Annotated in this window: 9 protein-coding genes; 8 read left to right on the top strand and 1 reads right to left on the bottom strand. The window is 71.6% G+C overall.

What is annotated here, in order from left to right; genetic code table 11:
- Positions 1-510: 510 nt before the first annotated feature.
- Positions 511-3,357, top strand: coding sequence for a glycosyl hydrolase (locus tag AC5L38_RS42835; protein ID WP_495248559.1), 2,847 nt, complete (start codon positions 511-513; stop codon positions 3,355-3,357).
- Positions 3,358-3,363: 6 nt separating this feature from the next.
- On the opposite strand, the gene AC5L38_RS42830 is transcribed toward AC5L38_RS42835, so the two are convergent.
- Entirely contained in the window at positions 3,364-4,290 is a 927-nt protein-coding gene (locus AC5L38_RS42830) for an SCO6745 family protein (protein WP_495248558.1), read from the bottom strand.
- 305 nt (positions 4,291-4,595) lie between these two features.
- Between AC5L38_RS42830 and AC5L38_RS42825 the strand changes: the two genes are divergently transcribed.
- From AC5L38_RS42825 to AC5L38_RS42795, 7 genes are all read left to right on the top strand, one after another.
- Complete coding sequence (locus tag AC5L38_RS42825; protein WP_495248557.1) at positions 4,596-5,660, top strand: hypothetical protein; 1,065 nt, start codon at positions 4,596-4,598, stop codon at positions 5,658-5,660.
- Positions 5,661-5,768: 108 nt separating this feature from the next.
- A complete protein-coding gene (locus AC5L38_RS42820; protein WP_495248556.1) occupies positions 5,769-6,725 on the top strand; it encodes a TIGR03885 family FMN-dependent LLM class oxidoreductase in 957 nt (318 codons plus the stop codon).
- A 349-nt stretch (positions 6,726-7,074) separates the two neighbouring features.
- Positions 7,075-7,545 (top strand): ATP-binding protein, encoded by a 471-nt coding sequence (locus AC5L38_RS42815; protein WP_495248555.1) that lies wholly within the window; start codon positions 7,075-7,077, stop codon positions 7,543-7,545.
- 198 nt (positions 7,546-7,743) lie between these two features.
- Complete coding sequence (locus AC5L38_RS42810) at positions 7,744-9,072, top strand: MFS transporter (RefSeq protein ID WP_495248554.1); 1,329 nt, start codon at positions 7,744-7,746, stop codon at positions 9,070-9,072.
- 86 nt (positions 9,073-9,158) lie between these two features.
- Positions 9,159-10,385 carry an amidohydrolase family protein gene (locus AC5L38_RS42805; RefSeq protein WP_495248553.1) on the top strand — a complete coding sequence of 409 codons (1,227 nt, stop codon included), beginning with the start codon at positions 9,159-9,161 and terminating at the stop codon, positions 10,383-10,385.
- Positions 10,386-10,590: 205 nt separating this feature from the next.
- Positions 10,591-11,754, top strand: coding sequence for a M20 metallopeptidase family protein (locus AC5L38_RS42800; RefSeq protein WP_495248552.1), 1,164 nt, complete (start codon positions 10,591-10,593; stop codon positions 11,752-11,754).
- A 263-nt stretch (positions 11,755-12,017) separates the two neighbouring features.
- Positions 12,018-13,055 carry a helix-turn-helix domain-containing protein gene (locus tag AC5L38_RS42795; protein WP_495248551.1) on the top strand — a complete coding sequence of 346 codons (1,038 nt, stop codon included), beginning with the start codon at positions 12,018-12,020 and terminating at the stop codon, positions 13,053-13,055.
- Positions 13,056-13,296: the final 241 nt, after the last annotated feature.

Raw genomic sequence — 13,296 nt, 5'->3', positions numbered from 1 at the left:
GTGCGGCCCTGGAGGAGTGTGCGCCCCGAAGGTGTGCCGCCGGCTCGCGGCCCGTCTCGGCGGCGTCCGGGAACGGCGGGAGCGGGCACCGCCAAGAGATCGACCGGCCATCGGCGTCGATCAACGAAGAGAGCGCTCTCAGATCAGGGTAGGGCTTTTTCTTGATCGTTTGCCGGGAGGCCGCTGCGGGGTGCGTGTGTCCGAGGCGGTAACACTGCATGGTGGAACGCCCTGTTTTCTGCGCTTACGCCCTCCTGCCTGCATGTCTGTGCTTTACCTATTCGTTACCAACGTGAAACATTGACTGCCGTGACGCAGCCCGTTACTTTTCGGTGAGAGAGCGCTCTCTCGTATCGGTCAGCTTCAGAGCCCGATTCCTCTCCCCGGAGGCACCCCCCAATGGATCCCTCGATCCGGACCACGGGTCCGGACAGCGCGCACCCCCGTGAAGGACGACTCGCTAGGTCAGCGGCTCGCGTCAAGACTCGCCGTCGCAGCCTCGCCGCCGGTGTGGTCGTCGCGCTGGTGGCCGGACTGCTCGGCCTCGGCGCCGCCCGCTCGGCCGAGGCCGCCACGGTCGGCGCCGGCAGCTACGCCGACACCCTCCCGGCCGGCCGCTCGCTGCCGGCCGGCTGCGGCTCCATCTCCACCAACCCCCGCCAGTGGGTGACGTCCAACGCCCCCGCCGGGGCCGTGCCCACCAACGACTGGTGGTCGTCGCTCCTCTACAAGAAGACCGACTGCGCCTACAGCGAGCCGCTCCACGCGCACCCGATCTCGTACGACACCTTCGGCAACGGTCTCGGCTTCTCCTACAACACCACCCCCGCCATCAGCGGCACCGCGACGGGCGTCGGCGAGTACCACTACCCGTACGTCGAGAACATCCGCGTCGGCGTCGCGGGGCTGAGCTCGCCGGACGTCAAGGTCGACGGCTGGAGCGACTGGACCGTCACCCCGTACTGGAGCGGCGCGGGCCGGACCATGAAGGCCACCATCGGCCACGGCCTGCCGTTCGCGTACTTCCAGGTCACCGGCGGCGACGCGCAGATCACCACCGCGGGCACCCCCACGGTGTGGTCCAACAGCGGCGCCACCATCGGCTTCACCGCCGGTGGCCGTGACTACGTCGCCTACGCCCCGACCGGCGCGACCTGGTCGGTGAGCGGCACGACGATCAGCTCCGCTCTGGCGGGCAGGGGCTTCTTCTCCGTGGCGGCGCTCCCCGCGGGCGGCGACCGCGCGGCCCTGGCGAGCACCTACGGCCAGTACGCGCACGCGCACGTCACCGGCACCCGGGTCTCCTACGCCTACAACCAGGGCGCGAGCTCGCTCACCACGACGTACGCCTTCACCACCACGGCCAGGCAGGGCAGCCAGACCGGCACGGTCATCGCGCTCTACCCGCACCAGTGGAACTACCTGACCGGCTCGACGCCGCTGTCGCAGACGTACGTGTCGGCGCGCGGCCAGATGAAGATCGTCACCGGGACGCAGTTCCAGACGTCGATGAAGTACACCGGCGTGCTGCCCGAGATCCCCGCGGTGGCCGACAGCTCGGGCGCGGACCTCACCACGGTCACCAACCAGCTGAACGCCGAGCTCGGCAACCCGATGGACATCCGGGGCGACGACACCTACTGGACCGGCAAGGGCCTGGGCCGGGCCGCCCGCATCGCGGAGATCGCCGACCAGCTCAACCTGACGTCGGTGCGCACCGCCGCGCTGAACGCGATCCGCACCCGCCTCAACGACTGGTTCACCGCCTCGTCGGGCAAGACCAGCCGGGTCTTCTACTACAACCCGAGCTGGGGAACCCTGCTCGGCTACCCGGCCTCCTACGGCTCCGACCTGGAGCTCAACGACCACCACTTCCACTACGGCTACTACATCGCCGCCGCCGCGACCCTCGCCAAGTTCGACCCCAACTGGGCGAGGACCAGCCAGTACGGCGGCATGGTGGACCTGCTGATCCGCGACGCCAACAACTACGACCGGGGCGACACCCGCTTCCCGTACCTGCGTGACTTCGACATCTACGCGGGCCACGACTGGGCGGCCGGGCACGGCTCGTTCGGCTCGGGCAACAACCAGGAGTCGTCGTCGGAGGGCATGAACTTCGCCAACGCCCTCATCCAGTGGGGACAGGCCACCGGCAACACCGCCGTCCGCGACGCGGGCATCTTCATCTACACGACCCAGAACGCGGCGATCCAGGAGTACTGGTTCGACGTGCGGAACCAGAACTTCCCCTCCGCCTTCGGCCACAGCACGGTCGGCATGGTCTGGGGCAGCGGCGGCGCGTACGCCACCTGGTTCAGCGGCGAGCCGGAGATGATCCAGGGCATCAACATGCTCCCGGTCACCGGCGGGCACTTCTACCTGGGCGACAACCCCGCGTACGTGAACACCAACTACGCCGAGCTGGTACGCAACAACGGCGGGCCGCCCACGGTGTGGCGGGACATCCTCTGGCAGTTCCAGGCGCTGGGCAACGGTGACGCGGCCCTGTCGAACCTGCGCGCCGCGGGCTCCTACACGCCGGAGGAGGGGGAGAGCAGGGCGCACACCTTCCACTGGATCCGCAACCTGGCCGCCCTCGGCACGGTGGACAACTCCGTCACCGCCAACCACCCGCTCGCCAAGGTGTTCAGCAAGAACGGGGCACGCACCTACGTCGCCTCCAACATCACCGGCAGCGCGCTCACGGTGACCTTCTCCAACGGGACCGTGCTCAACGTCCCGGCGGGCAAGACGGTCACCTCCGGCGCCTTCACCTGGAGCGGCGGCAACGCGGGCGGCGGCACCACGAACCCCGACCCGACGCCCACCCCGACGCCCACTCCGACCCCGACGCCCACGCCGACCCCCACCCCGACTCCGGGTGTCTTCGCCGCGACGCGCTACCTGCAGAGCGGCGGCGGCCTGCCGGGCACGGCGGGTTCGGCGGGGAGCCTCGCGGTGGCCGCCGCGAACGGCAACCACGACGGTGTGCCGACCAACGCCCGGGTCTTCACGGCGACCGGTCTCACCGCCGCCCACAACGGAGGCGCCACCGCGTTCGACCTCTTCGTGGACGCGGGCACCTCGGTCGCCAACGGCACCCAGGTCAGGGTCTCCTACGACCTGACCGGCAACGGGAGCTGGGACAGGGTGGAGACCTACGCCTACTTCGCCACCGACCCGGTGACGGGCTGGGAGCACTACACGCAGGGAGCCGGCCCGCAGTCGTCCTCCGGGGCGCTCGGCAACCTGTCGAACGGCCAGGTGAGGGTCGAGGTCTGGAACGCCATCGGCAACGGCGCCGTCAACCTCGGCGTCGGCAACCAGTCGGTCGTGAGATTGCCTTTCGGCTGACCTCCCTCAGCTGATCGGTGACGGGACGGCCGGGAGCGTGAGCCCCCGGCCGTTCTCGCCGTCCCCGGGGGGCGGCAGGCCGATCGGGTTGGCGGGCGGCATGACGCCGGACTCCAGGACGGCCATGGTCAGCGGGTGCAGCAGCAGGGCGAGCTCGGAGGTGCGCCCGTCGCCCAGGGCCCGCCAGGGCGCGGCGGCGGCCTCGTCGGTCAGCCGCTCGATCCGCTCGCGCTCCCGCGCGCCCTCGGCGGTCAGGGCGCCGGAGCCGTCGACCCAGCCGCGCTCGCGCAGCGCGGCGGCACCGGCCTCCCACTCCTCGTCGTCCCAGCGCCGTGCCAGGCGCAGCTGCTCCAGGTCTGTCTCGCCCGCCGCGACCTTGAGCAGATGGGACTGGACGGGAGAGACGCCGTGGGCGACGAGGGCGGCCACGTGCCCGTCGCCGCGGTGCTCGCGCAGCGTGGTCGCGGCCTGCCAGAGCAGCAGGTGCGGCTCGTCGGGCGCGGGCAGCGCCTGGTTGGCCGCGCCGAGCACCCGGCCGGCGGTGTCGGCGAGCCCGGCGGCCTCCCAGGCGAGGTCCGCCGCCGCGCGCAGGTCGTCGGAGCCGGTCACCTTGTCGGTGAGCAGGTTGCGCAGCGCCGCTCCCGCGCCGTCGAGCCGGGCGCGCAGCACGTCGCCGGGGGTCGCGAACGTCCACGCGTCGGGCAGCGCCCTGGCGACCCTGGCCGGGGGGAAGCCGTGGAAGGCCGCCGTGACGACGCCGGGGCCGACCGGCCCGAGCGGGGCCGCCCTGCCCGCGAAGTAACCCATCCAGAAGCCGCGCATGCCGACCGCGTCGGCCGCCGCCCGGGCCTCGGGGGCGAAGTAGGTGACGGCGTGCAGGGGCTCCAGCAGCTGCCACATGACACGCGGAACGTTCGCTTCGGGTTCCGGCACGGTCTCACACCCTGTCTCGTGGATCCTGGCGGATCGGCTGTGCGTTGCTCATACGGTACTCGGCGGAACGACCGGACGATCTCTGGACGAGAGAGCTGTCATCTGGTCGGAACCCTGACCTGATCTGGGAAGACGAAGTCATCTCACCCGTCAGGTTGGGTCTTCTCAAGGGGGGACGGGCGGGTTATCAAGAGCTCAGGACGAACTGTGATCCCAGACATTTCCCCTCACTGGTGACACGGTCGCGTCCGATCGCCACACCCCCCGAGCCGATGGAGTACGGCATGCGGCAGTTACGAAGAGTCATGGTTCAGATCCTGTGTGTCATCGCGATGCTCGCCGCGAGCGTCACCGCGACGGCCACGGGCGCGCAGGCCTCCGTCCCCAACCGGTGGGGGTTCGCCGTGGTCAACGTGACCTCCGGCATCCCCGACATCAACCACCAGGCCGGCAGCTGGGGGGTGGGGTTCAACGTCAGCGTCACACCGGGAGGGGTGGGGCAGACGTTCGTGCGATTCCCGCAGATCGCGATCACCGGTGGCGTGGTCCACGTCACGGCGATCTCCGACACCGCCTACTGGTGCCAGGCGCAGAACTGGGGGCCCTCGGGCACCGACGTGGTGGTGGCGGTGCAGTGCTACCGGTACGGAGGGGCTCCGGTCTTCACGCCGTACAGCATCGTCTTCGAGCAGAGCAGCGGCATCCTGCCCGCGCCGCAGGCGTTCGGCTACGTGCACTACAACGGCGGCGGCATCACCTCCCAGTTCAACTCGGCCGGGGGCGTGAACACCGTCGGCGGGGGCGGGGGCGTCTGGACGGTCACCCTGCCCGGCCTGGGGTCCTCTGGCCTGGCGGGGAACATCCAGGTCACCGCGGTCAACCCCAGTCAGCCCGCCCGCTGCAAGGTCGGCGCCTGGGCTCCCGGCGTGGGCGCGCAGGCGGTCCAGGTGCGCTGCCACAACGCGACGAACGTGCCGCTCAACACCGGATGGACGCTGACCTACCACCGTGAGCGCGCCATCACCGGCGCGGCGATCCCGCCGAAGAACTTCGCCTACACCTTCGACCACACCCCGGCCAACCCCGGCCCGTACGCGCCGGCGCCCGCGCCCGTGAACTACAACTCCCAGGCCAGCGTGAACACGGTCCAGAACGCGGGCCTCGGCCTGCGCCTGGTGCTCTTCCCGAGGGTCGGGGTCCTGCAGGACCAGGTCCAGGCCACCGCGTACGGTCCCGGCCCCGAGTTCTGCAACCTGCAGACCCTCTGGAACACCAGCGGTAGCAACGCGATCGTCCGCAACGTCGCCTGCTACAGCGCCGCCACCCGCGTGGCCCAGCCCTCGCTGGTCACCTACACCTCGGCCTTCTGACGGCACTTCGGTCCTTTGGAAGGTCCGGCGCGGTACCGCCCGATGTCCCCCGGGCGGTACCGCGCCCCTCGTCCGAATGGACGCCCCTTCCCCGGGTAGCCGGAGACGATGGCGACTTATGGCTTTCATTCCTCACACGAGCAGATCCATCCGGCAGAGCTGCTGAAGGCGGTCACACGGGCCGAGCAGGCGGGCTTCGGGGCGGCGATGTCGTCGGACCACTTCTCCCCGTGGAGCGAGCGTCAGGGGCAGTCGGGGTTCGCCTGGTCCTGGCTGGGCGCGGCGCTCCAGGCCACGAACCTGCCGTTCGGCGTGGTCAACGCCCCCGGCCAGCGCTACCATCCCGCGATCATCGCCCAGGCGATCGGCACCCTCGGCGCGATGTACCCCGGCCGCTTCTGGGCCGCCCTCGGCTCGGGCGAGGCGAGCAACGAGCACATCACCGGCGACCGCTGGCCGCGCAAGGAACTGCGAATGCGGCGGCTGCGCGAGTGCGTCGACGTCATCCGGGCGATGCTGGCGGGGGAGGAGGTCAGCCACGACGGCCTGGTCACCGTCGACCGCGCCCGGCTGTGGACCCGTCCCGAGACCCCGCCGAAGCTGGTCGGCGCGGCGGTGAGCGCCGAGACGGCCCGCTGGTGCGCGGAGTGGGCCGACGGCATGATCACCGTGGGAGGGGACGTCGACCGGCTGCGCGGGGTCATCGGCGCCTACCGGGACGCCGGGGGCAGGGGCAAGGTGGCGCTCCAGGTCCACCTCAGCTGGGCCGAGAGCGACGACGAGGCGATGGCCATCGCCCACGACCAGTGGCGAAGCAACGTCTTCTCGGCGCCGGTCAGCTGGGACCTGGAGACCGCCGAGCTCTTCGACGTGGTCTCCGCGGACGTCTCGCCGGAGAAGGTGGCCGAGGGCGTCAACGTCTCCTCCGACCTGGGCTGGCACGCCGCCAGGATCAACGAGTACGCGGAGCTGGGGTTCGAGGAGATCTACCTGCACCACGTGGGCCAGGAACAGGCCGCCTACATCGACGCCTTCGGTGCGAAGGTGCTTCCCCAGCTGAGCTGACCCCGTTCCGGCGTCGCCTCGACGTCCTGTCGACGTCGCGGTGGCGCCGGCGCGCGGCCGGAGGGGGCGGGTTCTCGCCCGGGGGTCTTGCCCGGGGACGGGCGACGGGGGCGGGGCCCGGCCGGTGAGCGGCGCGTTCGGCCGGCCGGTGACCAGTGGCTTCGGCCGGGCGGTGGCCACCGTGTTCGGATGCCAAACGTCGTGACATGCCACCAAAGATCATCGCTTAAACCCGATCTTCCTCACTTTGCACGACATGTGATGGAAACAATTAGGGAGGAATCAATTCACAGATGTGGGTGAATGTTCTACATTTGTCATGGGAGCGCTCCCATCAGAAGGAGGCGCAGTGTCTCTCCAGCCCGACTCATCCGTGGCGTACTTCGACGTCGCCCCCGAGTACGAAGGCGAGTGCCTGCTGCCCGCCGTTCCCACGAGCGTGCGCGACGCCCGCTCGCTGGTCCGCCGGGAGCTCTCCCTGTGGGGCGCGGACGATCTCATAGACGACTGCATGCTGATCGTCAGCGAGCTGGTCACCAACGCCGTCAGGTACGGCGGGGCCGCGTGCGCGCTGCGGATCCAGGGCGGCGGGAGCTTCGTCCGCGGCCAGCTCTTCGACCCGGGGGAGGGGGCGCCCCGCGTGTGCGCCCGCGACATGGAGGCCACCGGCGGCCGGGGCCTGCAGATCGTCGACTCCCTCGCCGACGACTGGGGTGTCGCCCATCCCCCCTCCGGGGGAAAGATCGTCTGGTTCGTCCTCGGTCTCCCCGTCCCGGCCCGCCCCCATACCGCCGTCGCCCCTGTCCTGCAGTTCAAATAGGCGCGTTCCCCGAGGCGCCCGGCAGGTCCGGCGCTTCCCGGTCCCTCCCAGGGTTTTCCGCTCCTTCCCGGGGCTTCCCGGCACCCGGTGCCGTGGTGAGCCCGTGGTCACTCTCACCGGGGGCGGGTGTGCCGCCGCGTCGTCCTGCCCCGTAATGTGCGGGACGGCCAGCCACCCAGGGAGAGAAACGCATCACCCATGACGTATGACCACACCCGCCGCGCCTGCTACACCGGATATGTCACCCAGGCCATCGTCAACAACCTGGCCCCCCTGCTGTTCATCGTGTTCCAGAACCGCTACCAGCTGCCCCTGGAGATGCTCGGGCGCCTGGTGCTGCTCAACTTCGCCACCCAGCTGGTCACCGACATCGTGGCCGTGAGGTTCGTGGACCGGACCGGTTACCGCGTCCCGCTGGTGCTGGCCCACATCCTGTCGGCGCTGGGGCTGGTGCTGCTGGCGGTGGCCCCGGCGGTGTCGCCCTCCCCGTACCTGGGACTGTGCGTCGCGATCGTCGTCTACGCCGTCGGCGGTGGCCTGCTGGAGGTGCTCGTCAGCCCCGTCGTGGACGCGCTGCCCAGCCCGCAGGAGGGCAAGGCCGCGGCGATGAGCCTGCTGCACTCCTTCTACTGCTGGGGACAGGTCGCGGTGGTGGCGGGCAGCACGCTGCTGCTGGCCTGGATCGGCCAGGACGCCTGGCAGGTCCTGCCCGTGGCCTGGGCGCTCGTCCCGCTGGTCAACATGGTGGCGTTCCTGAGGGTTCCGCTGCCCGCGACCGTGCCCGACGAGCACCGTACCTCCCTGCGGGCGCTCTTCGGCGCTCCCGCCTTCGCCGCCGCCGTCGTGCTGATGCTCTGCGCGGGCGCGGCCGAGCTGACCATGTCGCAGTGGTCCTCCCTCTTCGCCGAGGAGGGGCTGGGCGTCTCCAAGGTGTGGGGCGACCTGGCGGGGCCCTGCCTGTTCGCGGTCCTGATGGGGATCGGCCGCATCGTCTACGGCCTGTGGGGCGAGAGGATTCCGCTGGTACCCGCGATGGCCTTCTGCGGCGCGCTGGCGACCGTCTGCTACCTCGTCGTCTGCCTGTCCTCCGACCCGGTGGTCAGCCTCGTCGGCTGCGCGGTGTGCGGGCTGGCCGTCAGCCTCCTGTGGCCGGGGACCTTCAGCCTCGCCGCGGCCCGCTTCCCCCTCGGCGGCGCGGCCATGTTCGGGGTGCTGGCCGTCTTCGGCGACGCCGGGGGCGCGGCCGGTCCCTGGATCGCCGGGGCCGCCGCGGACGCCTCCGCAGCCGCCGGAGGGTTCCTGACCACCCTGTCGGCCGCGCTCCCCGACGACGGCGGCTCCGGTCTGCGCACCGGCCTCCTCGTCGCCACCGTCTTCCCGCTCGCCGTCGTCGCCCTCACCTTCGCGTACGGCATCCGGGGGCACGGCGCGGCGAACGCGACGGGCGCGGTGGGGACGGTGGGTACGGCGACGGGCGGGACGCCCGGTGACGCGGCGGGCGAGGTGGAGCGTCCGATCGGCGGATGAGCCGGACGGGACATCGGGGCATGACATCCCCTTTTCATGGGCACCTCGTATCCCAGCGGCACCGCACACCTGAGGAGCGTTCCACCATGATCCCGGCACCCATGGACTCTCCGGCGCGTGCCGGGTCCGTTGAGGGCGCGACCGGGACGGCGAGGTCCGGGGCGCTGGAGCGTGCGATCGAGGCGATACCGCTGGTGGACCACCATGTCCACGGCGCCCTCGGCGGCGACCTGTCGCGGGGGCGGTTCGAGGAGCTGATCACCGAGTCCGACCGGCCGGTGCCCGCCTGGATGACCCAGTTCGACTCGCAGCTCGGTTTCGCCGTGCTGCGGCACTGCGCGCCCGTCCTCGGGCTCGACCCGCACCCCGACCCGGAGACCTACCTCGCCCGCCGCGCCGAGCTCGGGGCCGTGGAGGTGAACCGGCGCCTGCTGGCTGCCGCCGGGGTCGATCACTTCCTCCTGGAGACCGGCTACGGGGGCACCGGCCACGGGGGCGAGGAGATCCTCGGTCCGGCGCCGATGGCGGCCCTCACGGGGCGGCCCGTCGAGGAGGTCGTCCGGCTGGAGCCGGTCGCCGAGGGGGTCGCCGCCGAGGGGACCGGCGCCGCCGGGTTCGCCGCCCGCTTCGAGGCGGCCCTGTGGGAGCGCAGCCGTGCGGCGCGCGGCCTGAAGAGCGTCGCCGCCTACCGGTACGGGCTCGACCTCGACCCCGCCCCGCCCACCCCCGCCGAGGTGGTGGCGGCGGCCGGACGCTGGCTGCGCGAGTCCGAACGGACCGGGACGATCCGCCTCGACGACCCGGTGCTGCTGCGTCACCTCATCTGGGCGGGCATCGAGCGCGGGCTGCCGCTCCAGTTCCACGTCGGGTACGGCGACCCCGACCTCGACCTGCGCCGGTCCGACCCCCTGCTGTTGCGCGGTCTCATCGAGCTCGCCGAGCCCAGGGGCGTCCCGCTGCTCCTGCTGCACTGCTACCCCTACCACCGCAACGCCGGTTACCTCGCCCAGGCCTACCCGCACGTCCATTTCGACGTCGGGCTGGGGGTGAACCACACCGGGGCGCGCAGCGCGGCCGTCGTGGCCGAGAGCCTGGAGCTGGCGCCGTTCGCCAAGATCCTCTTCTCCTCGGACGCCTGGGGCCCGGCGGAGCTCCACCACCTGGGAGCCCTGCTCTGGCGCCGGGCGATGACCCGCGTCCTCGGGGGGTTCGTCGCGGACGGCGAGTGGAGCGAGCCGCAGGCGGTCCGGGTCGCCACCATGATCGGCGCGGGGAACGCCCGCCGCGTCTACGGCCTCGGAGAGACCGGGTGACCGGCTGACCGGCCCCGGGCCGGTGACGAGAACGACCATCACGTACGACGAGAACGGCGCCCATGTCACCCATGTACCACCGGAACGGCACCACGCACAGTCAGAGGGAGATCCATGATCGGCACTCACGTCCGCACACCCGACGCACTCGCCGAGGGGGACGCATGAGGGTCAACCGCGACGCCCACCGGCTCGGAGGGCGACGATGAACGACCTCCACGAGCGGCTCCGCGCCGCTCTGCACGCCGAGCTGCCCGCGGCCTTCCAGCTGCGGCGGGAACTGCACGCCGAGCCGTGCGTGTCGGGCAAGGAGGAGCCGACGCTCAAGCGCGTGCTGGACGCATTGCCCGAAGGTGAGGCGATCGAGCGGGTGGCCGGGACCGGCGCGCTCCTCCGCGTCGGCGGCGAGGGCCTGGCCGTCGGGGTGCGCGGGGAGCTGGACGCCCTGCCGATCCCGGAGGAGACGGACGTGCCCTGGGCCTCGCGCAACGGCGCCATGCACGCCTGCGGCCACGACGTGCACCTCGCGGCCCTGGTCGCGCTGACCAGGGCGGTCGACCGGGTACGGGCACCGGCGCCGATGGTCGCGGTGTTGCAGCCGCGCGAGGAGACCCCTCCCTCCGGCGCCCGCGACATCGTCGCCTCCGGCGCGCTCCGCAGGAACCAGGTCGGCGCGATGATCGCGGCACACGTCCAGCCGGTGCTCGGCGCCGGTGAGACGGCCTGCACTCCCGGCGCGGTCAACGCCTCCTCCGACGAGTTCGCCGTCACGGTGCGGGGGCAGGGCGGGCACGCGGCCTACCCCCACCTGTCCCGGGACTCGGTCCTGGCGCTCGCCCAGATCATCGTGACCGCGCAGCAGCTCGTCAGCCGCGACGCCGACCCGATGACGCCGACGGTGGTCACGTTCGGGACCGTGGCGGCGGGCAGCGCCCCCAACGCGATCCCGGGGCAGGCCTCCGCGCGCGGCACCCTCCGTACGATGTCGGAGTCGTGGCGCCACCAGCTGCACCACCGCTTCCGCGAGATCGCCGAGGGGGTCGCCCGCGTCCACGGCTGCGAGGCCGAGGTACGGATCACCCCCGGGGAGCCGGTGCTCGTCAACGACGCCCGCCTCGCCGAGGAGACCGGTTGCATCCTCGTCGACGTCGCCCACCACATGCCCGCCACGCTGCGCTCCTGCGGTGCCGACGACTTCGCCCACTTCGCGTCGGTGGTTCCGTCGCTGATGATGTTCGTGGGCACCGACACGGCGTCGGGGCTGCACAGCCCGTACTTCTTGCCCGGGGACGAGACCGTGACGGCGGTCGCCGAGAGCCTGCTCGCCGCCTATCTCGCCGCCGCGCGAGTGATCGGCGCGGGCGGCTGAGAAGGCGTTTCGCACTTTGACATCGCGGATTACGGCAAAAATAGCGGAACGCCGGAAGTGTAATAATCGTTTACGTGGGCGAGACCGGTCACCGGGGATGTGGCCGGGGCCCACGTGGGGGTGAGGTGCGGACGATCACGACTTTCCGCTCGCCGGACGGGGCACCCGGCCCCCCGGCGCCGGCGGTGAACGGACATCCGAGAACATGAGACTTCCGACAGTTTGTTGTTAGTCCCTTTCGTGGTGTCTGTCGGGGAGAAAAGTTGCTGCTTCCTTCCGTGTTACGGCTTGACGGCGTCCCCGCTCCGGAGCGCTTCGACTTCTGGTGGGAGGCCGTCGCGCGGTCGGTGGTCTCGGTGGACGTCTCCAGTGACGAGGCCGAGAACTTCTGGGCCGAGATGCACATGCTCGACCTCGGGGTGGCGCAGCTGTCCCGGGTACGGTGCGTCTCGTTCGACGCGCGCCGCAGCCCGAGCCGGATCCGCCGCTCCGACCCCGGCCACTACCAGCTCTCCCTGACCCTCCGCGGCCGGTCGGGCATCCAGCAGGAGGGCAGGGAGGCCGGCCTGGCGCCGACCGACATCACGCTGTACGACACCTCCCGCACCTTTCACGCCTGGACCGTGGCGGAGGGCCCGGGGTCCGGGAAGGCGGCCGGATCCCGCCCGAGCGTGGCCGACGGGCTGATCCTGCAGTTCCCCCACGAGGTCCTGCCGCTCCCGGCCTCGGCCGCCGAACGGCTGCTGGCGGTACGGCTGTCGGGCAGGGACGACATCGGCGCGCTGCTCAGCGGGTTCCTCCACCAGCTGATCGCGCAGCCCGGCCGGCGCTCGTCCTCCGACGCCCTGCGGCTGTCGACGGTCACCCTCGACCTGGTCGCCGCCCTGCTGGCCCACGAGCTCGGCACGGACGCGTCCGGCTCCCTGTCCGACCCCCACGGGGTCCTCGTCATGCGCATCCAGGCGTTCATCGAGAGGGAGCTGGGCGAGGCGGACCTGTCGCCCTCGGCGGTCGCCGCGGCCCACCACATCTCCGTGCGCCACCTGCACAAGCTCTTCCAGGCGGAGGGGGTCACCGTCGGAGGGTGGATCCGCACGCGACGGCTCGAACGCTGCCGCCGCGACCTGGCCGACCCCCTGCTGGACGGCCTGCCCGTCCGCAACATCGCCTCGCGCTGGGGCTTCACCAGCGAATCCCACTTCAGCAGGGCCTTCCGCGCGGCCTACGGCGTCTCGCCCGCGGCCTACCGGCGCCGCCTCCGGGAACCGGGTGACTTCGGCGAGCCCCCCGACGGCGGCTGACGGCCGCCGGGCGGGTCTTCGGTCGGGTTCCGGGGAACGACCGTGCGGGCCTTCGAGGAACCGTGCGGGCCTTCGAGGAACCGTGCGGGCCTTTGAGGAACCGTGCGGGCCTTCGAGGAACCGGTCGGGCGGGGTCCTGGGGCACCGGCCGAGTCGGGCCGCACGCTCACTGGTGCACCATCGTCTTGTCGGCAGTTGAAAGACCGCCGATGCACCCCAGGTGCCGCCGGATCACCGCCCT

It is taken from the genome of Streptosporangium nanhuense, from assembly GCF_059358815.1.
The sequence above is the reverse complement of the archived record's forward strand: the minus strand, read 5'-3'. Positions and strand labels throughout refer to the sequence as shown.